Source organism: Streptomyces sp. NPDC050164 (assembly GCF_044459945.1).
Taxonomy (GTDB): Bacteria; Actinomycetota; Actinomycetes; order Streptomycetales; family Streptomycetaceae; genus Streptomyces; species Streptomyces coeruleorubidus_A.
This window is the reverse complement of record NZ_JBITJK010000061.1, coordinates 16,888-40,587: the sequence shown is the minus strand read 5'-3', so window position 1 is coordinate 40,587 and position 23,700 is coordinate 16,888. Positions and strand designations below refer to the sequence as shown.

At 70.8% G+C, this 23,700-nt stretch carries 19 protein-coding genes and 1 pseudogene; 11 read left to right on the top strand and 9 right to left on the bottom strand.

The features are described from left to right. Nucleotides 1-219: 219 nt before the first annotated feature. A complete protein-coding gene (locus ACIBNA_RS42755; protein WP_399170761.1) occupies nucleotides 220-1,158 on the top strand; it encodes a diiron oxygenase in 939 nt (312 codons plus the stop codon). A gap of 8 nt (nucleotides 1,159-1,166) precedes the next feature. On the opposite strand, the gene ACIBNA_RS42750 is transcribed toward ACIBNA_RS42755, so the two are convergent. After that, a complete protein-coding gene (locus tag ACIBNA_RS42750; RefSeq protein WP_399170759.1) occupies nucleotides 1,167-1,433 on the bottom strand; it encodes a hypothetical protein in 267 nt (88 codons plus the stop codon). Between the two features lie 123 nt (nucleotides 1,434-1,556). Between ACIBNA_RS42750 and ACIBNA_RS42745 the strand changes: the two genes are divergently transcribed. The 4 genes and pseudogenes from ACIBNA_RS42745 (at nucleotide 1,557) to ACIBNA_RS42730 (ending at nucleotide 5,139) form a co-directional block, all read left to right on the top strand. Beyond that, nucleotides 1,557-2,573 carry a hypothetical protein gene (locus tag ACIBNA_RS42745; RefSeq protein WP_399170757.1) on the top strand — a complete coding sequence of 339 codons (1,017 nt, stop codon included), beginning with the start codon at nucleotides 1,557-1,559 and terminating at the stop codon, nucleotides 2,571-2,573. A gap of 280 nt (nucleotides 2,574-2,853) precedes the next feature. Continuing rightward, the gene (locus ACIBNA_RS42740; protein ID WP_399170756.1) at nucleotides 2,854-3,507 is read left to right on the top strand and encodes a TetR/AcrR family transcriptional regulator; all 654 of its coding nucleotides are present in this window, start codon (nucleotides 2,854-2,856) and stop codon (nucleotides 3,505-3,507) included. 10 nt (nucleotides 3,508-3,517) lie between these two features. Further along, nucleotides 3,518-3,817, top strand: a complete 300-nt coding sequence (locus ACIBNA_RS42735) for a hypothetical protein (protein ID WP_399170755.1) — start codon at nucleotides 3,518-3,520, stop codon at nucleotides 3,815-3,817. 108 nt (nucleotides 3,818-3,925) lie between these two features. After that, nucleotides 3,926-5,139: pseudogene (locus ACIBNA_RS42730) on the top strand (NlpC/P60 family protein). On the opposite strand, the gene ACIBNA_RS42725 reads toward ACIBNA_RS42730, so the two are convergent. The 5 genes from ACIBNA_RS42725 to ACIBNA_RS42705 are packed head-to-tail and all read right to left on the bottom strand — an operon-like array spanning nucleotide 5,103 to nucleotide 10,799. After that, nucleotides 5,103-6,365 (bottom strand): styrene monooxygenase/indole monooxygenase family protein, encoded by a 1,263-nt coding sequence (locus ACIBNA_RS42725; RefSeq protein ID WP_399170754.1) that lies wholly within the window; start codon nucleotides 6,363-6,365, stop codon nucleotides 5,103-5,105. The pseudogene ACIBNA_RS42730 and the gene ACIBNA_RS42725 sit on opposite strands and share 37 nt — an antisense overlap. Before the next feature lie 13 nt (nucleotides 6,366-6,378). Beyond that, nucleotides 6,379-7,026 carry a GTP-binding protein gene (locus ACIBNA_RS42720; protein ID WP_399170753.1) on the bottom strand — a complete coding sequence of 216 codons (648 nt, stop codon included), beginning with the start codon at nucleotides 7,024-7,026 and terminating at the stop codon, nucleotides 6,379-6,381. After that, on the bottom strand, nucleotides 7,007-7,429 hold the full coding sequence (locus ACIBNA_RS42715) for a DUF742 domain-containing protein (RefSeq protein ID WP_399170752.1): 423 nt from the start codon (nucleotides 7,427-7,429) through the stop codon (nucleotides 7,007-7,009). Before ACIBNA_RS42715 ends, ACIBNA_RS42720 begins: the two co-directional genes overlap by 20 nt. Beyond that, on the bottom strand, nucleotides 7,426-7,950 hold the full coding sequence (locus tag ACIBNA_RS42710) for a roadblock/LC7 domain-containing protein (protein ID WP_399170751.1): 525 nt from the start codon (nucleotides 7,948-7,950) through the stop codon (nucleotides 7,426-7,428). Before ACIBNA_RS42710 ends, ACIBNA_RS42715 begins: the two co-directional genes overlap by 4 nt. Beyond that, complete coding sequence (locus tag ACIBNA_RS42705) at nucleotides 7,947-10,799, bottom strand: nitrate- and nitrite sensing domain-containing protein (protein WP_399170749.1); 2,853 nt, start codon at nucleotides 10,797-10,799, stop codon at nucleotides 7,947-7,949. Before ACIBNA_RS42705 ends, ACIBNA_RS42710 begins: the two co-directional genes overlap by 4 nt. A gap of 356 nt (nucleotides 10,800-11,155) precedes the next feature. Here ACIBNA_RS42705 and ACIBNA_RS42700 point away from each other — a divergent pair, with 356 nt between their 5' ends. After that, nucleotides 11,156-11,941: a protein phosphatase 2C domain-containing protein gene (locus ACIBNA_RS42700; RefSeq protein WP_399170748.1), complete on the top strand. Its 786-nt coding sequence runs from the start codon at nucleotides 11,156-11,158 to the stop codon at nucleotides 11,939-11,941. Nucleotides 11,942-11,958: 17 nt separating this feature from the next. Here the strand turns inward: ACIBNA_RS42700 and ACIBNA_RS42695 are convergent, their stop codons facing one another. Further along, complete coding sequence (locus ACIBNA_RS42695) at nucleotides 11,959-12,450, bottom strand: MarR family winged helix-turn-helix transcriptional regulator (protein WP_059416600.1); 492 nt, start codon at nucleotides 12,448-12,450, stop codon at nucleotides 11,959-11,961. Between the two features lie 174 nt (nucleotides 12,451-12,624). Beyond that, nucleotides 12,625-15,093 (bottom strand): endopeptidase La, encoded by a 2,469-nt coding sequence (gene lon, locus ACIBNA_RS42690; protein WP_399170747.1) that lies wholly within the window; start codon nucleotides 15,091-15,093, stop codon nucleotides 12,625-12,627. Between the two features lie 175 nt (nucleotides 15,094-15,268). Here lon and ACIBNA_RS42685 point away from each other — a divergent pair, with 175 nt between their 5' ends. Beyond that, nucleotides 15,269-15,922: a GNAT family N-acetyltransferase gene (locus ACIBNA_RS42685; protein WP_399170746.1), complete on the top strand. Its 654-nt coding sequence runs from the start codon at nucleotides 15,269-15,271 to the stop codon at nucleotides 15,920-15,922. On the opposite strand, the gene ACIBNA_RS42680 is transcribed toward ACIBNA_RS42685, so the two are convergent. Continuing rightward, nucleotides 15,891-16,748, bottom strand: a complete 858-nt coding sequence (locus ACIBNA_RS42680; RefSeq protein WP_399170745.1) for a rhomboid-like protein — start codon at nucleotides 16,746-16,748, stop codon at nucleotides 15,891-15,893. The two genes, ACIBNA_RS42685 and ACIBNA_RS42680, sit on opposite strands and share 32 nt — an antisense overlap. A 171-nt stretch (nucleotides 16,749-16,919) precedes the next feature. Here ACIBNA_RS42680 and ACIBNA_RS42675 point away from each other — a divergent pair, with 171 nt between their 5' ends. From ACIBNA_RS42675 to ACIBNA_RS42660, 4 genes are all read left to right on the top strand, one after another. Beyond that, complete coding sequence (locus tag ACIBNA_RS42675) at nucleotides 16,920-17,597, top strand: spermidine synthase (RefSeq protein WP_399170743.1); 678 nt, start codon at nucleotides 16,920-16,922, stop codon at nucleotides 17,595-17,597. A 124-nt stretch (nucleotides 17,598-17,721) separates the two neighbouring features. Continuing rightward, on the top strand, nucleotides 17,722-18,462 hold the full coding sequence (locus ACIBNA_RS42670; RefSeq protein ID WP_010040369.1) for a response regulator transcription factor: 741 nt from the start codon (nucleotides 17,722-17,724) through the stop codon (nucleotides 18,460-18,462). Further along, on the top strand, nucleotides 18,459-19,571 hold the full coding sequence (locus ACIBNA_RS42665; RefSeq protein WP_274819431.1) for an ATP-binding protein: 1,113 nt from the start codon (nucleotides 18,459-18,461) through the stop codon (nucleotides 19,569-19,571). The genes ACIBNA_RS42670 and ACIBNA_RS42665 overlap by 4 nt, the downstream gene beginning before the upstream one ends. Nucleotides 19,572-19,852: 281 nt before the next feature. Continuing rightward, nucleotides 19,853-23,656, top strand: a complete 3,804-nt coding sequence (locus ACIBNA_RS42660; RefSeq protein WP_399170742.1) for a multifunctional oxoglutarate decarboxylase/oxoglutarate dehydrogenase thiamine pyrophosphate-binding subunit/dihydrolipoyllysine-residue succinyltransferase subunit — start codon at nucleotides 19,853-19,855, stop codon at nucleotides 23,654-23,656. Nucleotides 23,657-23,700 lie beyond the last annotated feature (44 nt).

The following is a 23,700-nucleotide window of genomic DNA, read 5'->3' as shown; positions in this document are numbered from 1 at the left end:
GTCGCAATCCACACCGAAACCAGGGGCCCTCACCCCGTTCAAGGACCACTCAAGGCGTGTCGCCCGTCACCAACGCCCCGGGACAGCACAGCTAGCGGCTGCCTCGTCGGTACACGAGGTAGACGCCGGGTCAACAAGTCACGCCCAGGGGATTGACGAGCTTGCTGACAAGCAGTCTCATAAGGGGACCGTGACGTGTGCACAACGAGGTGGGCAGCCATGACGACCCTGACGGAAGCCGACGCGCTCGACGGCCTGCGCGATGCCCTGGGCCTGCTCAAGGACCGGGAACAGGTGGCCCAACGGCTGCTCGACTCCTCCGCCAAGCACTCCTTCGACCCGGACAAGGAACTGGACTGGGACGCGCCCTTCGAGGAGGGCAAGTGGTTCTGGCCGCCGGAGTTGGTGTCCCTGTACGACACCCCGCTCTGGAAGCGCATGAGCGAGGAACAGCGGATCCTGCTCTCCCAGCACGAGGCCGCGGCACTCGCCTCGCTCGGCATCTGGTTCGAGATCATCCTGATGCAGCTGCTGGTCCGCCACATCTACGACAAGGCGGCGACGAGCGCACACGTGCGCTACGCGCTCACCGAGATCGAGGACGAGTGCCGCCACTCCAAGATGTTCGCCCGTCTGATATCCCACGGCGGCACGCCCTGGTACCCCGTCAGCCGCGTGCACCAGCACCTGGGCCGCCTCTTCAAGACCATCTCCACCACCCCCGGTTCCTTCACGGCGACACTGCTCGGCGAGGAGGTCCTTGACTGGATGCAGCGCCTGACGTTCCCCGACGAGCGGGTCCAGCCCCTCATCCGCGGCGTCACCCGCATCCACGTCGTGGAGGAGGCCCGCCATGTGCGCTACGCCCGCGAGGAGCTGCGCCGCCAGATGGTGACGGCCCCCAGGTGGTCCCAGGAGTTCACGCGGGTCACCTCCGGGGAGTTCGCCCGGGTGTTCTCGGTGGCGTTCGTGAACCCGGACGTCTACACGAACGTGGGGCTGGACAAGCGGGAGGCTCTCGCGCAGGTACGGGCGAGCGGGCATCGCCGCGAGGTCATGCAGAACGGGTCGAAGCGGTTGACGGACTTCCTTGACGACATCGGGGTGTTGCGGGGGGTCGGGCGGCGGCTGTGGAAGTCGTCGGGGCTGCTGGCATAAGGGAGACGTCACTGCCGCTCGCCGTCGCCGTCGCCGTCACGGTCGGGCTTGAGGCGGTCGTCGATGCGCTTGTGCAGGTGGTGGGCGATGGCCTGAGTGCCGCGGCCGGCCGCTGCATCGCGCCTGACGTCGTCGAGGCTGGCGAAGATGGCGACGAGGCTGGGCCCGGAGAGGCCGGCCATGACGATGCCATGGGTCTCACTGACGGCGCCGGGGATGTGGAAGTGCCGATCCGCCCCGGCGTGTTCGACGAGGAACTCCCAAGCCGCCGACAAGAACGCGATCCGGCCACTCCCGCAGCGCGAAGTCGAACCCGGGTCAGGTCATGTCCATGCAGGGTGACTACTGTCCTCCTTGAACTCGTCACCCTCCGTGGCCCTGAAGGAGATCACCACCGCATGTCCCCCCACACCACCCGCCTCGTACGGCTGCCGCGTCTCAAGGTCGCTGCCGTCGGGGTCACGACCGCTCTTGCCCTGACCGCGTGCGGCGGCCAGGCCGGCTCGGACTCCGGCAAGACCACCGGCGCGGATGACAGCCCGCAGGGCGTGGTCAGCCAGGCCGCCGCCAAGAAGATCGCCGATCACTACGAGGAGGTCAACAACAAGGCCAACGCGGCGCAGGACGAGAAGCTCCTGGGGACGGTCGAGGCGGGTCAGGTCTACGCGATGGACAAGGCCACCTACACCCTCTTCGAGACCTGGCCGGAGAAGGAGCAGAAGGCCTACGCCAAGCCCTTCTCCTACCGGGACCGCGAGTACGTCATCCCCAAGAAGGACACGGCCACCTGGTTCGCCGTCCGGGCCAAGTCCAGCGCGAACAGCAAGAACAGCGTGCTGCTGGTCTTCGACAAGGTGGGCGGCACCTACAAGATGGTGCTGTCCCTGTGGGCCGACGGCGAAGAGCCCCCGAAGCTCGCCGTCGACCGTCACGGTCTCGCCGAGGCCGTCGACCCCGGCACCAAGGTCGGCAAGCTCGCCCCCTCCGACATCGGCGCCGCCTACGCGGACTTCCTCGAGACCGGCGGCAAGGACGAGGGCAAGGCCCTGGCCTCCACGACGCCGGTCGAGAACGCCAAGAAGACCTACCAGCGGAGCAGCACCGAGGGCGCGGCGGACGGCATGGCCACCGAGAAGTTCTTCGCCAAGTCCCCGGCCGACCCGAGCGTGTACGCCCTGCGGACTGCCGACGGCGGCGTCCTCGCCCTGTTCCCGGCCGCCCACAAGCAGGAATCCCTGCTCAAGGAGGCCTACCGCTCCAACGCGGCACTCGTCCCCAACGACGAGCAGTCCGCTCTCGGCGCCACCAGGGGCGTCCTCATCACCGACATGTTCGAGGGCCAGGGCCTGGCCGAACTGACCGACAAGACGGCTCGGATCACCGCCGTGGACTTCCAGCACGTCGACGCCCGCTAGAGGACGGCCCGATCCCCCACATAGCCGCACCCGCCGGCCTACGGAAGGGGACGTGTCGGGGGGTGTCCGCCCGCAGCGGTTGGCGCGTCAACGGACAGTCAGTCGGCGTCCGGCCCCACGCGCCGATCCGAGGACGGACACCCCCCGGCGCGGCCCCGACCCACCACCACCGCGCAGGCGCGACGCGCACCCCCACCGCACCCGCGCAGGCCGCCGCAGGCACCCCGGCCCAACCGCCGGAGGCACCCGCAGCTCCCCGCCCCCGGTTACGCTGCCGGTCATGACACCAGCCGCCCCCACCCCCGCCTACCGGCGCCTCAGCGTCGAGGAACGCCGCAGTCAGCTCCTGGCCTCCGCGCTGAACCTCTTCGCGCACCGCGCCCCGGAGGACGTGTCCCTGGACGACGTGGCGGAGGCGGCCGGGGTCTCGCGGCCCCTGGTCTACCGGTACTTCCCGGGCGGCAAGCAGCAGCTGTACGAGGCCGCCCTCCGCTCCGCCGCCGACGAGCTCCGGCACTGCTTCGACGAACCCCGCGACGGCGCCCTGCTCCCCCGCCTGTCCCGCGCCCTCGACCGCTACCTCACCTTCGTCGACGAGCACGACGCCGGCTTCAGCGCCCTCCTCCAGGGCGGCAGCGTCGTCGAGACCTCGCGTACCACCGCCATCGTCGACGGCGTACGCCGCGACGCCGCCGAGCACATCTTCCGGCACCTGGAGGTCACCGAGCCCGGCCCTCGGCTGCGGATGACCGTCCGGATGTGGATCACCGCCGTCGAGGCGTCGTCGCTCATCTGGCTCGACGAGGACAAGCAACCCCCCGCCGAGGAGCTGCGCGACTGGCTCGTCGAGCAGTTCCTGGCCATGCTGTCGGTGACCGCCCGCCGAGACCCGCAGACCGACGCCCTGGTCCAGGCCCTCGCCGAGGATGTCTGACACTGGTCCCGTGAAGAGCGAAGACACCCCCTTCGAGGGCGGCCCCATGGACGGCAGGGTCCTGCCCGTCCTGCTCGGCATCACCGGCCACCCGCCCAAGACGTACCGCATCCCCGTCCCGGACCCCGCCGGCGGCCCGCCCACCGTCCTGGTCTACCGCCGCGTGCCCCGCGCACAGGGCAGGGTCGGACTGACCCACCGCTGGAAGTACGAGTACGACCCCGAGGGCGCACCGGCCCGCCGGCCCAACTGGCCCTGGTCGAAGCCAGACGCCACGCCGCCCGGCAAGCGGGACGACGCCGACGGGTGACCCCGTTGCGCCGAACCGCGCACACCCACCGCGCGCACCTCGCGCACACGCCTGATCCTCACGAATGTCCGGCGGCCAAAGGGCCGCCCCCACATCGGAGGTGATGGCATGTCAGGAAGACTCGTGCGGCTGGTCTGCATCGCGGCGACGGCGGCAACAACCGTCTTCGCCCCCACCCCCGCCACGGCAGCCCCGGAGCCCGGCCCCGCCCAGGACCCCGCCTCCGCCCAGGACCTCGCGTCCGTCTCAAGCCTCCTGACGGACCTTCAGCAGCTGTACCGGAAGGCCGAGCAGGCCACCGAGGCCTACAACGCCACCGAGGAGAAGCTGAAGAAGCAGCGCGCCGAGACCGACCGCCTGGACCGCGCCCTCGCCCGCACCCGGCTCTCCCTGCACGACAGCCGGGGCGCTGCCGGCCGCCTGGCCCGGCAGCAGTACCAGAGCAGCACCGACATCTCCCCGTACGTACGCCTGCTCCTGGCCCGCGACCCGCAGCACGCGATCGACCAGGGCCGTGTGATCGGCCGGCTGGCGCGGGAGCGGGCCGAGACCGTCGGCCGGCTGACCGGCAGCGAGCGGAAGGCCCACGAGCTGGCCCGCAAGGCCCGCAAGGCCCTCGACCAGCAGCTCACCCTCACCGAGCGGCGGAAGAAGGAACGGGACGAGATCCGCGAGCGGCTCCACGACGTCGAGGAACTGCTCTCCTCCCTCAGCCGCGACCAGCTCACAGCCCTGGCCGCGTTCGAGAAGAACGGCATCGAGAAGGCTCAGAAGAAGTTCATGGCGTCCGGCGCACTCGGCAGCAGCGGCGCCGGCGGCAGCAGCGTCCGCAGACCGTCGGCCGAGGGCGGCCGGGCCGTCCGCTACGCCGTACGGCAGCTCGGCAAGCCCTACGAGTGGGGCGCGCAGGGCCCGAAGACGTACGACTGCTCGGGCCTGACCTCGCAGGCCTGGGCGGAGGCCGGCACGCCCATCCCCCGGACCAGCCAGGAGCAGTGGAAACGGCTGAAGCGGGTCCCGCTCACCGAGCTGCGGCCGGGAGATCTGGTCGTGTACTTCCCCGAGGCCACGCACGTGGCGCTGTACCTCGGCGACGGCATGGTCGTACAGGCGCCCCGGCCGGGCGCGAAGGTGAAGGTGTCACCGATCGCGGCCAACCCGGTCCTGGGCGCCGTCCGCCCGGACCCGGACGGGAAGCCCCTGCGGCGCTACGAGCCACCGGAGCTCCCCGAGGGGGCCACGGACGGGTCGGACGAGGGATACGAGGGACACGAAAGCTAGGCGACTACGCGGCGCCCGCGCCCGACACCTCGACCAGGTAGGCCTGCGCCTTGTCCGGGTCGTAGAAGAAGTTCTCGAAGTCGGCCGGGTCGTTGAAGCCGTTGGCGAACCGGTCGGCGACCGGCTGGAGCTCACCGGCGGCGCCGATCAGGTTCAGGATGTGCTCCGGCGGCGGCGCGAGCATCGCGTTGGTCCACTTGGTGACGTGCTGCGCGGTGGCCCAGTAGCGGTCGAAGGCGGCTCGCATCCACTCCTCGTCGAACGGCTTGTCGCCGCGCTCGACGATCGAGGAGAGGTAGGCGGCCGCGCACTTCGACGCGGAGTTGGAGCCCTGGCCGGTGATCGGGTCGTTCGCCACGACGACGTCCGCCACACCCAGCACGAGCCCGCCGCCGGGGAGGCGGCCGACGGGGTTGCGGACGGTGGGCGCGTAGCGGCCGGCCAGCGTGCCGCCCGCGTCGGTCAGTTCGACCTTGGTGGCCCGCGCGTACTCCCAGGGGACGTACCGCTCCATGAGTTCCAGGGTCAGGGAGAGGTGCTCCGCCGGGTCCTTGACGCCGTTGAAGACGTCGAGCGGGCCGCCGGGTATGCCCTCCCAGAACAGGATGTCGGCGCGGCCGGAGGTGGTCAGGCAGGGCATGACGAACAGTTCACCGACGCCCGGCACGAGGTTGCAGCGGACCCCTTCGGTGTCCGGGTGCTCCGGGCGCGGGCCCAGGCCGTGGACGTACGACACGGCCAGCGCGCGCTGCGGCTCGCTGTAGGGGGAGCGCTCCGGGTCGCGGGCGAACATCTGCACCAGCTCGCCCTTGCCGGCCGCGACGAGCACCAGGTCGTAGGTGCGGGAGAAGTAGTCGAGGTCGCCGACGGCCGCGCCGTGGATGACGAGCTGCCCGCCGCGCTGGGCGAACGTCTCCATCCAGCCGGCCATCTTCACGCGCTGGTCGACCGACTGCGCGTACCCGTCGAGGCTGCCCAGCCAGTCGATCGCACGTGCCGCGGGACCCTCGGCCCAGGAGCCGGGGGCGGCGACCGAGACGCCGAGTCCTTCGATCTTCGGGGCCTGGGACTCCCAGAAGTTCAGCTTGAGATCGCGCTCGTGCTGCAGTGCCGTGTGGAACATGCACTGCGTCGACATGACCCGGCCGGTGCGGATCTCGTCCGCCGTCCGGTTGGACATCAGGGTGACCTCGTACCCCTGCGTCTGGAGGCCGAGAGCGATCTGGAGCCCGGACTGACCGGCTCCGACGACGAGTATCTTCCGCATGCGGGGCTGTCCTCTACTCGGGGGTTTCGTCGAGCGCGTGGCCCACCAGGGCCAGGAGGGTCTCGATCACGGAGATCCGGCGACGCGCGTCCATGATCATGACAGGTATGCGTTTCGGGATGGTCAGGGCCTCCCGCACGTCCTCCGGCTCGAACAGCTCGCTGCCGTCGAAGTGGTTGACCGCGACCACGTACGGCAGTCCGGAGCTCTCGAAGTAGTCCAGTACCGGGAAGCAGTCCTTCAGACGGCGCGTGTCGGCCATGACGACGGCGCCGATCGCGCCGCGCACGATGTCGTCCCACATGAACCAGAAGCGCTGCTGGCCCGGCGTGCCGAACAGGTAGAGCACCAGGTCGTCGTCGAGCGTGATGCGCCCGAAGTCCATGGCCACGGTGGTGGTGGTCTTGCCCGGCGTGGCGGTGAGATCGTCGGTGGCCTCGCTCGCCTCGGTCATCAGCGCCTCGGTCTGCAGGGGCGTGATCTCCGAGGCGGAGCTGACCAGCGTGGTCTTGCCCACGCCGAAGCCGCCCGCCACCACGATCTTCGTGGCGATGGGGGCGCGGGTGCGGTCCGTCTCCCAGGCGTGCATGCTCTCGTCGGGCTGGGCGAACGGGGATGTACCGATGACGCCGCGAGCGGCGTCAGAGACGACGGAGTCCACTCAGCACCCTTTCCAGCAGAGCTCGGTCCGGGCGGCCCGTGCCATGGCCGGTTCCCGTCCCGTACACACGGATCTTTCCCTGGTCCGCGAGGTCGCTGAGGAGCACGCGGACCACGCCGAGCGGCATCTTCAGCAGCGCGGCGATCTCGGCCACCGTACGCATCCGGCGGCACAGTTCGACGATGGCCCGCAGCTCCGGCATCACGCGGGTGGACAGGGACCCGTTCGTCAGTTCCCTGCGCTCCTCCGGGGCGTCCAGCGCGGCCGTGCTCGCCACGATCGTCTCCACCAGCAGGACGTGGCCGAAGCGGGTACGGCCGCCGGTGAGCGAGTAGGGGCGGACCCGGGCGGGTTTTCGGTCGCCGCCGCGGACCGGGAGGTGCTGCTTCGGCGTACTGCTCATCGGGCACTCCCCGTCGTCTGGGAATCCTCCAGGGATTTTCGGAGTTCGCTGCGGAGTTCGGGCGTCAGGACGTGGCCGGCGCGGCCCACGAACAGCGCCATGTGGTACGCCACCACGCTCATGTCGCAGTCCGCGGAACCGTGGACGCCGAGCAGCGAACCGTCGCTGATGGACATCACGAACAGGCTGCCCTCGTCCATCGCGACCATCGTGTGCCGGACCCCGCCGAAGTCCATCAGCTTGGCGGCGCCGAGGGTGAGGCTGCCGATGCCGGAGACGATGGTGGCCAGGTCGGCGGCGGAGCCGCGTGGGCCGGTCCGCTCGGTCCCGTGGGCCTGGAGGGCCTCCCGGGCCTGCTGGTTGCGGTGGTCGTCGGAGGACAGCAGGAGCAGTCCGTCGGACGAGACGACCGCGACCGAGAGGATGCCGGGCACCTCCTCGACGAGGTTGGTCAGCAGCCAGTGCAGGTTGCGGGCCTCACTACTCAGTCCGATCAGTCCGAAGGTACTGGGAGCGGTCAACTGCTTGCCTCCTCGACTGTGCCCCCCGTGGCTTCTTCGGATTCAGCTGGTCCTGACGCGCCGGTGTCCGGCCGCTGGTGCGAGGCCGTCCGTTCGGCGATTTCCGCCTCCACCTCGCGGTAGCCGGCCTGGGCTCCCTGGCGGAAGCCGCCGAGGCGGCGGCGGAGGGCCTCGGCGTCCACGGAGCCGCTGCGCTGGCGTGGTGCGGCGGTCGGGGCGGTGATCTTGGGCGTGCGCTTGGGGAGGCCCTTGTCGGTGACGCGGTCCTCTTGGTCGTCGGGGGCGCGTTCGTGTTCCGCCTCGGCTTCTCCCCCACTCTCGGCTTCGCTCGAGCGGGAGGGGCCCTCACCGGCGGTGTCGTTCCCAGCCGCACCCCCCGTGCGGGTTTCATCGTCGGGTGCGGGTGGCCCCTGTGGGGCGGATTCGCCGTCGGCGGCTGCGGGCGCGTGCTCCGCCGGGGCGGGCTCGTCCTGCGGAATCGGGGCCAGCAGCTCCATCGTGGTCTCGGCGGGGGCTTCCGCCGGTGCCGGTTCCGGGTGCTCCGCGGCCTCCGTGCGCTCTGCGACCCCCGTGTGGTCCGCGGACTCCTGTGCCGCCTCCTCGCGCCGTACCGCCTTCTCCGCCAGCGCCACCAGCGGGTCGCCGTTGCTCGCGCGGCCGTGCAGGACGTTGGAGTTGGCCTCGGCGTCGGCACCGGGGAACGCGACGGTGTGGGTGGTGCCGGAGAGGGGGCCGGAGGCCGGGACGGCCGCGGCCGGGGCCGCCGCCAGCAGCGTGCGGGGCAGGACGACGACCGCCGCGACACCGCCCTGCTTCTGCTCGCGCAACTGCACGCGCACACCGTGCCGGTGGGCGAGGCGGGCCACGACGTACAGGCCGAGGCCGAGACCCTCCTCGCCCTCCTGGTCGTACGGCGCCTCCGGGTCGAAGTCGGCGAGGCGGGCGTTCAGACGCTCCAGCCGGTCCTCGGTCATGCCGATGCCCTCGTCCTGCACCGAGAGCATGACCTCGCCGTTCTCCAGCAGCCAGCCGGAGATCTCGACCGGCAGGTCGGGCGGCGAGAACGAGGTGGCGTTCTCCAGGAGTTCGGCCATCAGGTGGGACAGGTCGTCCGCGGCGAACCCGGCGATGTGCGCGTGCGGCGGCAGCGCGGCGATCCGGACCCGCTCGTACCGCTCGATCTCGCTCACCGCGGCGCGCACGACGTCCAACAGCGGCACGGGCCCGGCGGCGTGCTGGACGTGCTCGGTGCCGGCGAGGACGAGGAGGTTCTCGCTGTGCCGGCGCATGACCGTCGCGAAGTGGTCGAGCTTGAACAGCGTGGCGAGGCGGTCCGGGTCCTGCTCGCGCTCCTCCAGGTTCTCGATGACGGCCAGTTGCCGCTCGACCAGGCCGAGGGTGCGCAGCGCGAGGTTGACGAACGTACCGCCGATGGCCGTGCGCAGCCGCTCCAGCCGGGCGGCGGACTCGGCGAGTTCGCCGCGCAGTTCCTCGCGCGCGTCGGCCATCTTCTGGCGCTGGCCGACCAGGTGCTTGCGGTCGGACTCCAGCGTGGCGATCCGCTCGGTGAGCGTGAGGGCGTGCGCGTGCAGGGCGTTGACGGAGCGGACGACCTGGGCGAACTCGTCGTTGCGGCCGGTGAACTTGACGGGTTCCTCGGCCGTCGGAACCTCCGCCTCGGCCAGGCGCTTGGAGCCCAGGCGCAGGACGGCGAGGGGGCGCGTGAGGCTGCGGGCCATGCCCGTGGCGACGCCGACGGCGAGCAGCATCAGGGCGCCGAGGACGGCGATGCGGATCTCCAGCGCGGTGACGTCGTCGTCGCGCAGCGCCTCCAGGTCCTTGGTGCGGCGGTCGTAGAGGGCGGACTCCACGCCGCGCATCAGGTCGACGCGGGCGGACAGGGCCGCGTCCAGCTTCCTGGCGTTGGTGGAGAGTTCGCCGCTGGAGAGGGCCGGCTGGTCGGTGAGCGTGGCGAGGTACTTCTCGGCGGAGTTGACCTCGGTGCCGGTGACCGTGTTGTCGAAGGAGGTACGGGCCGGCTTGGGCGCGGTGTCGCGGAAGTCGGCCAGGGCCGCGTCGGAGCGCAGCCGGGCCTGCTGGGCGGCGGCGCTCAGGGCGTCGCGCTGCCGGGTGTCGGCGTCCGAGGATGTCTCGGTCGGCAGGCCGGTGACGGGGTCGATGACCGTCTCGGTGCCGCGCGGCACGCTGAGGGCGGCCAGCAGCAGCCCCCGGGCCGCTGCGGCCTGCTGGACGGCGGAGTCCAGCTCGGCCAGGGCCTGGCCGCCGGAGCCCGCGCGGGGCGGCGTCCGCTGCGCCAGCTGCTCGGCGAGCCGGTGGAGTTCGGTGATCGCGGTGGAGTACGCCTGGTGCGCTTGGAGAGCGCTGCTCTTGCCGGTGAGCGCCGCCCGGCGTACGGCCGCGATGGCGTCGAGGTCGGAGCGGAGCGAGGCGGGCGTGTCGGTGTCGGCGCGCAGCTCCTCGACCTGCCGGTCCACGCGGGCGCTGCGCTGCTCGGAGGGCGCCTTGGACTTGGGGCGGCCGGCCGCGATGTAGGAGGTGACGTCGTCACGCTCGTCGGCGAGGGAGTGCGCGAGGGCGAGCGCGTCCTGCGTCTGCTCGGCGAGCGTCACCAGCTCTTGCGAGTCGTGGAGTTGCCCTGAGGCGGCGAGGACGGACGGGGTGCCCGCACCGGCGATGGCCGCGGCGACCACGGCCACGGCCACGATGAGCCGGTTGCGTACATGGGTGGGGCGGCCCTTGCCGGTGGGGGGCGTCGGCTCAGCGCCCTGAACGGGGGCCGTCTGCTTGCCTGTGCGACGAGGCCGCGACTTCTGCACCGGTGCTCGCATTCCTGACTCGTGAACTCATGGGCCCGGATGACGCTCCGTCAACTGGTGCGTACTCCAGATACACTTCCCGACCCTCCCAGCGCCGGTGGGCAGCGCACGCGCATCACCTGACCCGCCACCCGAAGGAGTGAACCCCGGAGGAGAGTTGGGGGCAAGTTCCGCTGGCCCTTGCAGCGGCCTTGCGCGGCAAGCCGAATTGGACGCCGTGGGCGGGCGGTGGCAATATTCGCCACCAAGTTTTCCCGGAACAAAGCATTCCACCCCAAACAGGGCGTCTGACCTGCAAGGCTGCACCGGTCCCGCAACCATTGCCAGCTTTTTGCGGACCTCATGAAGGGCTCGTGCAGACTGGCTGGATGCGTACTGAACTCGCCTCGGAACCGGGAGACGCCGCCTGCCCCAACGAGGACTTCGTCAGCGTCGGACTACCGGCCTCCGGACAGGGTGGTTCGGTCGTCGTCCTGGACGGGGTCACGCCGCCTAAGGGTGGGACGGGTTGTCTGCATTCCGTCCCCTGGTTCACCGCGCGCCTCGGCGGAGCCCTGACCGAACTGACCGTTTCACTCCCGGATGTTCCTCTGGTCGACGCCTTGTCCCGTGCCATCGCGCGTACCGCCGAGGCACACGCCTCAACCTGTGACCTTTCTCACCCCCGCACACCTCAGGCCACGGTGGTCGTGGCCCGCTGGTCCCCGGCGGCGGTGGAGTACCTGGTCCTGTCGGACTCGGCTCTCCTCGTGGAGTCCCCGGACGGCGTGGTAACGCCCTTCCTGGACGACCGGCTGGCCCTTCTCCCCCGCTCGGCCCTGGCCACGGTCGCGCTGGTGGACTCCACGCTCCGCAACAAGGAGGGCGGCTTCTTCACGGCGGCGGCCGACCCATCGGTGTCCCGCCGGGCGGTGACCGGAACCCTGCCCCGCCAGGACGTACGCGCCCTGGCCGCACTGACGGACGGGGCGACGCGCTGGGTGGAGAGGTTCGAGGAGGGCGACTGGACGGACTGCTTCCACCTCATGCGCAAGGAGGGACCCCAGGCACTGGTGGACATGGTACGGACGCTGGAGCGAGCGGATTCGGCCGGTTCCTTCCCGGGCCGGGGCAAGACGCACGACGACGCGACGGTCGTGTACGTCGAGTTCTGAACACCCGGAACCGGCTGTTACTTCTCCATGCCCCGGTTGAGCTGGTGCAGCAGCCGGGCCAGTTCCGTGACCTCGTGGGTGTCCCAGTCGGCCAGGCGGCCGGCGTAGCGGGCGCGGCGGGCCTCGCGCACCCGGCGGACCCGGTCGTGGCCCTCCTGGGTGAGGGCGACGAGCCAGGCGCGTCCGTCGGCGGGGTCGGGCTCGCGGGCGACCAGGCCGAGTTCCTCCAGGGCGCGCAGCTGGCGGGACATGGTGGCCTTGCCGACGCCGATGTAGGCGGCGAGTTCCGTGGCCCGCTGCTTGCCGCACTCGTCCAGCCGTACGAGCAGGCCGTACGCGGATGACTCCAGGTCGGGGTGGACCTCCCGGGCCATCTCGCCCTGGCTGGCCCGGGCCCGCCGCAGCAGCACGGTCAGCTCCCGCTCCAGCGCCAGAAAGGCAGGCTGATCCACGCCGGTTCCGGCCAGAGAGGCGTCCCGGTGTCCATCGTCGTTGCCGTCCTGGTGCACGTGAGCCCTGCCTCGGTTGTCGCCCGCTACCTGCATTTTCCGCCATCCCCGGCCATCGCCGCAGTTCGGCAAGTATTCCGCAGGTCACGGGGTGCGCGTCCACGGGGCCGCCACACGGTGAAGGCCCGGGCCTCCCTCACGGGACCCGGGCCTTCCCTCATCCGATGGCCTCCGTCACGCGGCCACCGCAACCTCCGGCGCCGCGTCCGCGGTGGCGGGCGCGAGCGCCAGCTGAAGGACCTGGCGGACGTCGGTGACGGCGTGGACGTCGAGCTTGTCCAGCACCTCGGCCGGGACGTCGTCCAGGTCGGGCTCGTTGCGCTTGGGGATGATCACCGTGGTGACGCCCGCCCGGTGCGCCGCGAGCAGCTTCTGCTTCACGCCGCCGATCGGCAGGACCCGCCCGGTCAGCGAGACCTCGCCGGTCATCGCCACGTCCGTGCGGACCAGACGGCCGGACAGGAGCGAGGCGAGGGCCGTGGTCATCGTGACGCCGGCGCTGGGGCCGTCCTTGGGGACCGCGCCCGCCGGGAAGTGGATGTGCACACCCCGGTCCTTCAGATCGCCCACCGGCAGTTCCAGCTCGGCACCGCGGGAGCGCAGGAAGCTCAGCGCGATCTGCGCGGACTCCTTCATCACGTCCCCGAGCTGACCGGTCAGGGTCAGCCCGGCCGCGCCCGTCTCCGGGTCGGCCAGCGACGCCTCGACATACAGCACGTCACCGCCGGCGCCCGTCACCGCGAGGCCCGTCGCCACGCCCGGCACGGACGTCCGGCGCTCGGCCGGGTCCTGGGCGGACTCGGGCACGTGGTGTGGCCGTCCGATCAGAGCGCGCAGGTCCTCGTCCCGGACGGTGAACGGCAGCTCCCGCTCACCCAGTTCGTGCTGGGCCGCGACCTTGCGCAGCAGCCGTGCGATCGACCGCTCCAGGTTGCGGACGCCCGCCTCGCGCGTGTACTCACCGGCGAGCTTGCGCAGCGCGCCCTCGTCGACGTCGACCTCGTCCTTGTCGAGCCCTGCCCGCTCCAGCTGGCGCGGCAGCAGGTGGTCACGGGCGATGACGACCTTCTCGTCCTCGGTGTAGCCGTCCAGGCGGACGATCTCCATCCGGTCGGCCAGCGCCTCCGGGATCGCCTCCAGGACGTTGGCGGTCGCGAGGAAGACCACGTCCGACAGGTCCAGCTCGACCTCCAGGTAGTGGTCCCGGAAGGTGTGGTTCTGCGCCGGGTCGAGCACTTCGAGCAGGGCAGCGGCCGGGTCGCCCCGGAAGTCCGAGCCCACCTTGTCGATCTCGTCGAGCAGCACGACCGGGTTCATGGACCCGGCCTCCTTGATGGCCCGGACGACGCGGCCGGGCAGCGCGCCGACGTAGGTACGCCGGTGACCGCGGATCTCGGCCTCGTCGCGCACGCCGCCGAGGGCGACGCGCACGAACTTGCGGCCCATCGCGTGGGCGACGGACTCACCGAGCGAGGTCTTGCCGACACCGGGCGGTCCGACGAGCGCGAGCACGGCACCGCCCCCCCGTCGCCCGCCACCACCCTCAGCCGAGGCGCTTCGCGCCGCCCCTTGGTCGGGCCGCCCGCCGACCACGCCCAGCCCCCGGTCGGTACGCCGCTTGCGCACCGCGAGGTACTCGGTGATCCGCTCCTTCACGTCCTGCAGTCCGGAGTGCTCGGCGTCGAGGACGGCCTGGGCGCCCTGGATGTCGTACGCGTCCTCGGTGCGCTCGTTCCACGGTATCTCCAGGACCGTGTCGAGCCAGGTGCGGATCCACGAGCCCTCGGGTGACTGGTCGGAGGACCGCTCCAGCTTGTCGACCTCCTTGAGCGCGGCCTCGCGGACCTTCTCGGGCAGGTCGGCGGCCTCCACCCGGGCGCGGTAGTCGTCGGACTCCTCGCCCTCCTGCTCGCCGTTCAGCTCGCGCAACTCCTTGCGGACCGCTTCCAGCTGACGCCGCAGCAGGAACTCGCGCTGCTGCTTGTCGACGCCCTCCTGGACGTCCTTGGCGATGGACTCGGCCACGTCCTGTTCGGCGAGGTGGTCGCGCAGCTGCTGGGTGGCGAGCTTGAGCCGGGCCACCGGGTCGGCGGTCTCCAGCAGCTCCACCTTCTGATCGGTCGTCAGGAAGGGCGAGTAGCCGGAGTTGTCGGCGAGCGCCGGGACGTCGTCGATGGCCTGGACGCGGTCGACGACCTGCCAGGCACCGCGCTTGCGCAGCCAGGCGGTGGCGAGGGCCTTGTACTCCTTGACCAGGTCGGCGACCTGCCCGGGCAGCGGCTCGGGCACGGTCTCGTCGACGCGGGTGCCCTCGACCCAGAGGGCCGCGCCGGGACCCGTGGTCCCCGCACCGATCCTCACCCGCCCCCGGCCGCGGATCAGCGCGCCGGGGTCGCCGTCGGCCAGCCGGCCGACCTGCTCGACGGTGCCGAGCACACCGGTGTTCGCGTACGTCCCGTCGATGCGCGGCACCAGGAGTACCCGGGGCTTTCCGGGCGTTGACCGGGCAGCGGCCTGGGCGGCCTCCACCGCGGCACGCACCTCGGAATCGCTCAGGTCCAGCGGGACCACCATCCCGGGCAGCACGACCTCACCGTCGAGCGGCAGCACGGGCAGGGTGAGCGGTGTGGACGTCGAAGCCATGATCTCCCCTTCGGCAGTCAAGTTGAGCTATGCCGACTCAATGCGCGAGAGCCAGCGGATGTTCCCCACCGGTCGTTCGCTGTGAGCGATCGGCCGTGACGCCATGGGCGATCCGGGCCGTAGAGTGGGCGATGTAACAGATCAAAGCGGCAAGTGCCTATTACCAGGGGGCGGCGTGGACAGCACCGTGCAGGCGTGGGTGGACGGGTGGATCGTGTCGCGCGGGGCGGCTCCGCCCGTGACCGAGCCGTGGGGCTGCACGATCGACGTGGGGACGAACGGGCACGTCACACGGCATGTGTTCGGCGCGACCGGCGACGACCTCGACGAGACGGCCGTCCGCAAGGTGGCCGGCGCGGTGACCGGGGCCGGGGTGTGGCTGAAGGCGTTCCGGGACCCGTCGGTGGTCGCCGGCTGGCTGGACGACACCTGGTGGATCGACCCCGAGCCCGGCTGTCTGATGACGGTCCCGCTGAAGCCGGCCCCGGCGAACGCCCCGGACGTGCCCGACGGCTACCGGCTGCGCAGCTGGTCGCGCGGCGGAGTGACGCGCGTACTGATCGCCGCGCCGGACGATTCCCTGGCGGCGCGCGGCCAGATCGCCCCGACCGGCGCCACCGCCGTCGCCGACCAGATCGAGACGGCCCCGGAGCATCGCCGCAAGGGACTCGGCAGCCTCGTCATGCGGACGTTGCAGAACGCCGCCGTGCGGCAGGGGGCGCGGACCGGTGTCCTTGCCGGTACGCCCGCGGGGCGAGGGCTCTACGAGGCGCTGGGCTGGGAGGTAGTGGCCCTGCTCACCAGTGCGAAGCACTGCCCGCGGACCTGAACGGCCTCCCCTGCGGCTCCGAGCCGGCACGCCTCTTCCGCCACCGCCGGACCACCGGCCAGGTCGCGACGCCGATGGACAGGGCGATCAGATGCCCCCAGTTCGTCATCGGGTCGGTGAGGGCGAGCAGGTCCTGCAGCAGCATCCCGCCGAAGCCGGCCAGCAGCGGCACGCGCAGCCAGGGCCGCAGCAGACCGGCCAGGGCGCCGGTGCCGGCGGCGACGCCGAAGCTGACGCCGTAGTCGAGTCGGTGCAGCGAGCTCTCCGGGAGCTGCCCCGCCAGCACCGCGAGCCCGACCGGGACCTCGGTCGCCAGGGTGGCGAGGACGTGCCCGAGCAGGAAGACACCGGCCGTGCGCAGGCCGCCGATCCGCCGTTCCAGCGCGGTCAGCACGAGCACGAACCCGATCGCGAACGGCGAGGTCACCCCGCCCGCGAGCCACAGCGCACTGCCGACCAGCACCAGCTCCGGCGCCCGCACCAGGTGCGCCACATCCGTACTGGAGCCCTGGAGAAGGGCGTGCACCATGGCGGGGTCCGCGTGGGCGGAGATCAGCGAGGTGACACAGAGGACGACCGCGTACCCGAAGGTGAACGGCGTACCCGTGGGAGTGGGGAACAGCCGCCAGGGCCGCAGCACCCCGAGTCGAGGCCCAGGCTTTCCCACCGCCGTGGGCTCCGGTACGCCCGGGGCCACGGTCCCGTACGGCTCCCGGCCGCCGGCCCGCTGCCTCGGCACCCCGTCCAGCAGCCCCGGCATATCGGAAACGGGCGCGCCCGTCGGCGTCGGCGTGGCCGTCTCGTCGGCCGGCGCGGTGCGTTCCACGGCGGGCGCTCCTTCCGTCATGCCCCAGACTTCGCGCACCTCCGCTCCCTGTCTGTGACGGGCGCCACGCGAGAGCCGATTCACAGCAACCTGAAAGCAGCCCACCGCGTCCCCCGTCGGCCGCTCCCTAATTCTTGGCGCCGGACACCTCCCACCTGCCAGGATTCTCGGATGCCTATCTCGAACGACATCCCCCGCGTGCTGGAGCGTCGCGAGGGCCCGCACGGCGAGGTCGTGCTGCGACGGCACGGCGACCGGCTGGAGATCATCGCGAACGGCTGCTTCCTGATGGACACCTCCGACGGCCGCTCGGAGCGGCGGCTGATCGACGCCGCCCTGGACGCCCTGGCCGGCCGGGACCGTCCGGACGTGCTGATCGGCGGACTCGGCGTCGGCTTCTCCCTCGCCCACGCGGCGGCGGACCCGCGCTGGGCAGGGATCACGGTCGTGGAACGCGAGCACGCGATCGTCCAATGGCATCTCGACGGCCCGCTCTCCGCGTTCTCCGCCGAGGCCCTCGCCGACCCCCGCACGCACATCGTCGAAGCCGATCTCGTGGCGTACGTCAATGAGACATCCGCCACGTACGACGCCCTGTGCCTCGACATCGACAACGGACCCGGCTGGACCGTCACGGAGGGCAACGGAAATCTCTACTCGGAGGCCGGACTGGCAAGCTGCGTACGGGTGTTGAGACCCGGTGGGGTTCTCGCCGTCTGGTCCGCCCAGCCCTCTCCGGAATTCGAAGAAACCTTGTGGAATGCCGGGTTCCAACAGGTGCGTACCGAAGAGATCACGGTTGCCCGGGGCGTTCCGGACGTCGTACACCTCGGCATCCGCCCTGGATAGCAAAGGTGTACTGACTCCCCGTACGCTGCTCCTCTGACGCCGATCATTCAAGCGTCAATCGCAACCATGCGCAGACCGAGGGATCACCCCACTGATTCCGGAAAGCACACCCCAGGGGCGGGCGATGGAGCAGACACACACCTCCCACAACGGTTCGGCGACGGCTACTCCGGGCGCACAGCGCCGGGTCCTGGTGGTCGAGGACGACGCGACGATCGTGGACGCCATCGCGACCCGCCTGCGAGCCGAGGGATTCCTCGTGCAAACAGCGGGCGACGGCCCGGCCGCCGTCGACACGGCCGAGGCCTGGCAGCCCGACCTGCTGATCCTCGACATCATGCTGCCCGGCTTCGACGGTCTGGAGGTCTGCCGGCGGGTGCAGGCCGCCCGGCCGGTGCCGGTGCTGATGCTCACCGCGCGCGACGACGAGACCGACATGCTGGTCGGGCTCGGCGTCGGCGCCGACGACTACATGACGAAGCCGTTCTCGATGCGGGAGTTGGCGGCGCGCGTCCACGTGCTGCTGCGCCGCGTGGAGCGGGCCGCGCTGGCCGCCGCGACGCCGCGCAGCGGCATCCTGCGCCTCGGCGAGCTGGAGATCGACCACGCGCAGCGCCGGGTCCGGGTGCGCAGTGAGGACGTTCACCTCACGCCGACCGAGTTCGACCTGCTGGTGTGCCTGGCGAACACCCCGCGCGCGGTGCTCTCGCGCGAACAGCTGCTCGCCGAGGTCTGGGACTGGGCGGACGCCTCCGGCACCCGGACCGTCGACAGCCACATCAAGGCGCTGCGCCGGAAGATCGGCGCCGAGCGGATCCGTACGGTGCACGGCGTGGGCTACGCCCTGGAGACCCCGACGCCATGAGCGGCGGGCCGGGAGCACGGAGAGGCCCCGGGGATCCGGAACCCTGGGGCGGGGTGAGCCCGTTCTCGATCAAGACGAAGCTCGGCGCGCTGGTCGTCATCTCGGTGCTGATCACCACGGGCCTGTCGGTGATCGCGGTGCACACGAAGACGGAGCTGCGCTTCATCACGGTCTTCTCGATGATCGCCACGCTTCTCATCACGCAGTTCGTGGCCCATTCCCTCACCGCGCCGCTGGACGAGATGACCGCGGTGGCCCGTTCCATCTCGCAGGGCGACTACACCCGCCGGGTGCGGGAGAACCGCCGTGACGAGCTGGGCGACCTGGCCGTGACGATCAACGCCATGGCCGACGAGCTGGAGGCCCAGGACCGCCAGCGCAAGGAGCTGGTGGCGAACGTCTCGCACGAGCTGCGCACCCCCATCGCGGGACTGCGCGCGGTGCTGGAGAACATCGTCGACGGCGTCACACAGGCCGACCCGGAGACGATGCGCACGGCCCTGAAGCAGACCGAGCGGCTCGGCCGGCTGGTGGAGACGCTGCTGGACCTGTCCCGCCTGGACAACGGCGTCGTACCGCTGAAGCAGCGGCGGTTCGAGGTGTGGCCGTATCTGTCCGGCGTGCTGAAGGAGGCCAACATGGTCGCCTCCGTGCGCGCGGGCATCGCCACCGGCTCGGGCAGTCACACCCGTACGGACGTCCATCTGCACCTCGACGTCCACCCGCCGGAGTTGACCGCGCACGCCGACCCGGAGCGCATCCACCAGGTCGTCGCCAACCTCATCGACAACGCGGTCAAGCACAGCCCGCCGCACGGCCGGGTGACGGTCAAGGCGCGCCGCGGCTCGCTGCCGGAGTCGCTGGAGCTGGAGGTGCTGGACGAGGGCCCCGGCATTCCGAAGTCCGAGTGGCACCGCGTCTTCGAGCGGTTCAACCGCGGCAGCGCCAAGCGGCCGCAGGGACCGGGCAGCGACGGCGGTACGGGACTCGGCCTGGCGATCGCCCGCTGGGCGGTGGATCTGCACGGCGGGCGGATCGGAGTGGCTGAATCCGAGCGGGGTTGCCGGATTCTTGTCACTCTTCCGGGACTTCCATCTGTGCCAAGTTGACGTAAAGTTCGAAGCGGAGCCACAAGATCCATGGGCGTCCGCGCTGACGGACACGTGTGATCAGGCACAGGCCCGCGCCGTCGGCGCGTGAGGCCCTGCCGAGCCCTTCCCTCTTTAAGCGGAACCACGCTTGTTTCCCGCCATTTCAAGCCCCGAAACACGCTCCAAGATGTGACTTGCACGACGTTGCACGGGCCCGACCTGACCTACCCGGTCCGGGAGGCGTAGCCTTGATTCCCGCTGTCCATCATCTTGTGAAGCGGAAGAGGGCGGTTGCCGCCGTGTCGCCACAGTCCCCCAGTAACTCGAGCATCTCGACCGACACCGACCAAGCGGGTAAGAACCCCGCCGCGTCGTTCGGTGCCAACGAGTGGCTCGTCGACGAGATCTATCAGCAGTACCTCCAGGACCCGAATTCGGTAGACCGAGCCTGGTGGGACTTCTTCGCCGACTACAAGCCGGGGGCGGCTGCCGCCTCGGCTCCGGCGGGTACCGCGGCCGCGGGGGCCGCGGGGACCACCACCGCTCAGCCGGCGGCCCAGGCCGCCCCCGCCCCGGCGGCCCCGAAGCCCGCGGCCGCCGCGCCGGCGCCCGCTCAGGCGAAGCCCGCCGCGCAGGCCCCGGCCCAGCCCGCCGCTCCGGCGAAGGCCGCCCCGGCTCCCGCCAAGCCGGCCGCCGCCGCGAAGCCGAAGGCCGAACCGGCCGCCGAGGCCCCCTCGGGCCCCGAGCAGGTCGTGCTGCGCGGCCCCGCCGCCGCGGTCGCGAAGAACATGGACGCCTCCCTGGAGCTGCCCACGGCCACGTCCGTGCGCGCGGTCCCGGTGAAGCTGCTGTTCGACAACCGCATCGTCATCAACAACCACCTCAAGCGGGCGCGTGGCGGGAAGATCTCCTTCACGCACCTCATCGGCTACGCGATGGTCCAGGCCATCAAGGCGATGCCGGCGATGAACTACTCGTTCGCCAAGGTGGACGGCAAGCCCACCCTGGTCAAGCCGGAGCACGTCAACCTCGGTCTCGCCATCGACCTGGTCAAGCCGAACGGCGACCGCCAGCTGGTCGTCGCGGCGATCAAGAAGGCCGAGACGCTGAACTTCTTCGAGTTCTGGCAGGCCTACGAGGACATCGTCCGCCGCGCCCGCGACGGCAAGCTGACGATGGACGACTTCTCCGGGGTCACGGTCTCCCTGACCAACCCCGGCGGCCTCGGCACGGTCCACTCGGTGCCGCGTCTGATGCCCGGCCAGTCCGTGATCATGGGCGTCGGCTCCATGGACTACCCGGCGGAGTTCCAGGGCACCTCCCAGGACACCCTGAACAAGCTCGGCATCTCGAAGGTCATGACGCTCACGTCGACCTACGACCACCGGGTGATCCAGGGCGCCGCCTCCGGCGAGTTCCTGCGCCAGGTCGCGAACCTCCTGCTCGGCGAGAACAACTTCTACGACGAGATCTTCGAGGCGCTGCGCATCCCCTACGAGCCGGTCCGCTGGCTCAAGGACATCGACGCCAGCCACGACGACGACGTCACGAAGGCCGCCCGCGTCTTCGAGCTGATCCACTCCTACCGGGTCCGCGGTCACGTCATGGCCGACACCGACCCGCTGGAGTACCAGCAGCGCAAGCACCCCGACCTGGACATCACCGAGCACGGGCTCACCCTGTGGGACCTGGAGCGCGAGTTCGCCGTCGGCGGATTCGCCGGCAAGTCCCTGATGAAGCTGCGCGACATCCTCGGCGTGCTGCGCGACTCGTACTGCCGCACCACCGGCGTCGAGTTCATGCACATCCAGGACCCGAAGCAGCGCAAGTGGATCCAGGACCGCATCGAGCGCTCGCACACCAAGCCGGAGCGCGAGGAGCAGCTGCGCATCCTGCGCCGGCTGAACGCCGCCGAGGCCTTCGAGACCTTCCTGCAGACGAAGTACGTCGGCCAGAAGCGCTTCTCCCTGGAGGGCGGCGAGTCCGTCATCCCGCTGCTGGACGCCGTGCTGGACTCGGCCGCCGAGTCCCGCCTGGACGAGGTCGTCGTCGGCATGGCCCACCGCGGCCGGCTGAACGTCCTCGCCAACATCGTCGGCAAGTCGTACGCGCAGATCTTCCGCGAGTTCGAGGGCAACCTCGACCCGAAGTCGATGCACGGCTCCGGTGACGTGAAGTACCACCTGGGCGCCGAGGGCACCTTCACCGGTCTCGACGGCGAGCAGATCAAGGTCTCCCTGGTCGCGAACCCCTCGCACCTGGAGGCGGTGGACCCGGTCCTGGAGGGCGTCTCGCGCGCCAAGCAGGACATCATCAACAAGGGCGGCACGGACTTCACCGTCCTGCCGGTGGCGATCCACGGCGACGCGGCCTTCGCGGGCCAGGGCGTGGTGGCCGAGACCCTGAACATGTCGCAGCTGCGCGGCTACCGCACCGGCGGCACGGTCCACATCGTCATCAACAACCAGGTCGGCTTCACCGCGGCTCCCGAGTCCTCGCGTTCCTCCATGTACGCGACGGACGTGGCCCGCATGATCGAGGCCCCGATCTTCCACGTGAACGGCGACGACCCGGAGGCCGTGGTCCGCGTGGCCCGGCTCGCCTTCGAGTTCCGCCAGGCGTTCAACAAGGACGTGGTGATCGACCTCATCTGCTACCGCCGCCGCGGTCACAACGAGTCGGACAACCCGGCCTTCACCCAGCCGCTGATGTACGACCTGATCGACAAGAAGCGCTCGGTGCGCAAGCTCTACACCGAGTCCCTCATCGGTCGCGGCGACATCACCCTGGAAGAGGCCGAGCAGGCGCTGCAGGACTACCAGGGCCAGCTGGAGAAGGTCTTCACGGAGGTCCGTGAGGCCACGTCCCAGCCCGGTACGGTCGAGTCCTCGGACCCGCAGGCCGAGTTCCCGGTCGCCGTGAACACCGCGGTGACCACGGAGATCGTCAAGCGGATCGCCGAGTCCCAGGTCAACATCCCCGACAACATCACCGTCCACCCGCGTCTGCTGCCGCAACTGCAGCGCCGGGCGTCGATGGTCGAGGACGGCACGATCGACTGGGGCATGGGCGAGACCCTCGCGGTCGGCTCCCTCCTGCTGGAGGGCGTCCCGGTCCGCCTGGCCGGCCAGGACTCGCAGCGCGGTACGTTCGGCCAGCGCCACGCGGTCATCATCGACCGCAGCACGGGCGACGAGTACACGCCGCTCCAGTACCTCTCCGAGGACCAGGCGCGGCTCAACGTCTACAACTCCCTCCTCTCCGAGTACGCGGCGATGGGCTTCGAGTACGGCTACTCGCTGGCCCGCCCCGAGGCGCTCGTGATGTGGGAGGCGCAGTTCGGCGACTTCGTCAACGGCGCGCAGACGGTCGTGGACGAGTTCATCTCCTCGGCCGAGCAGAAGTGGGCCCAGACCTCCGGTGTGGTCCTGCTGCTGCCGCACGGCTACGAGGGCCAGGGCCCGGACCACTCCTCGGCCCGCCCGGAGCGCTTCCTCCAGATGTGCGCCCAGAACAACATGACGGTCGCCATGCCGACGTCGCCGTCGAACTACTTCCACCTCCTGCGGTGGCAGGTGCACAACCCGCACCACAAGCCGCTGGTGGTCTTCACGCCGAAGTCGATGCTGCGTCTGAAGGCGGCGGCCTCGAAGGCGGAGGAGTTCACGACCGGCCAGTTCCAGCCGGTCATCGGCGACGCGTCGGTGGACGCGGCCGCGGTCAAGAAGGTCGTCTTCTGCGCCGGCAAGGTCTACTACGACCTGGAGGCCGAGCGTCACAAGCGCGGCGTCACGGACACGGCGATCATCCGCATCGAGCGCCTGTACCCGCTGCCGGGTGTCGAGCTCCAGGCGGAGATCAAGAAGTACCCGAACGCCGAGAAGTACCTGTGGGCCCAGGAGGAGCCGGCGAACCAGGGTGCCTGGCCGTTCATCGCGCTCAACCTGATCGACCACCTGGACCTGGCGGTCGGCGCGGACGTCCCGCACGGCGAGCGCCTGCGCCGCATCTCGCGCCCGCACGGCTCGTCCCCGGCGGTGGGTTCCGCGAAGCGGCACCAGGCCGAGCAGGAGCAGTTGGTGCGTGAGGTGTTCGACGCGTGAGCCTGTGAGCACCGGCTCGTAGCAGGGCCCGCCCCCCGGGAACA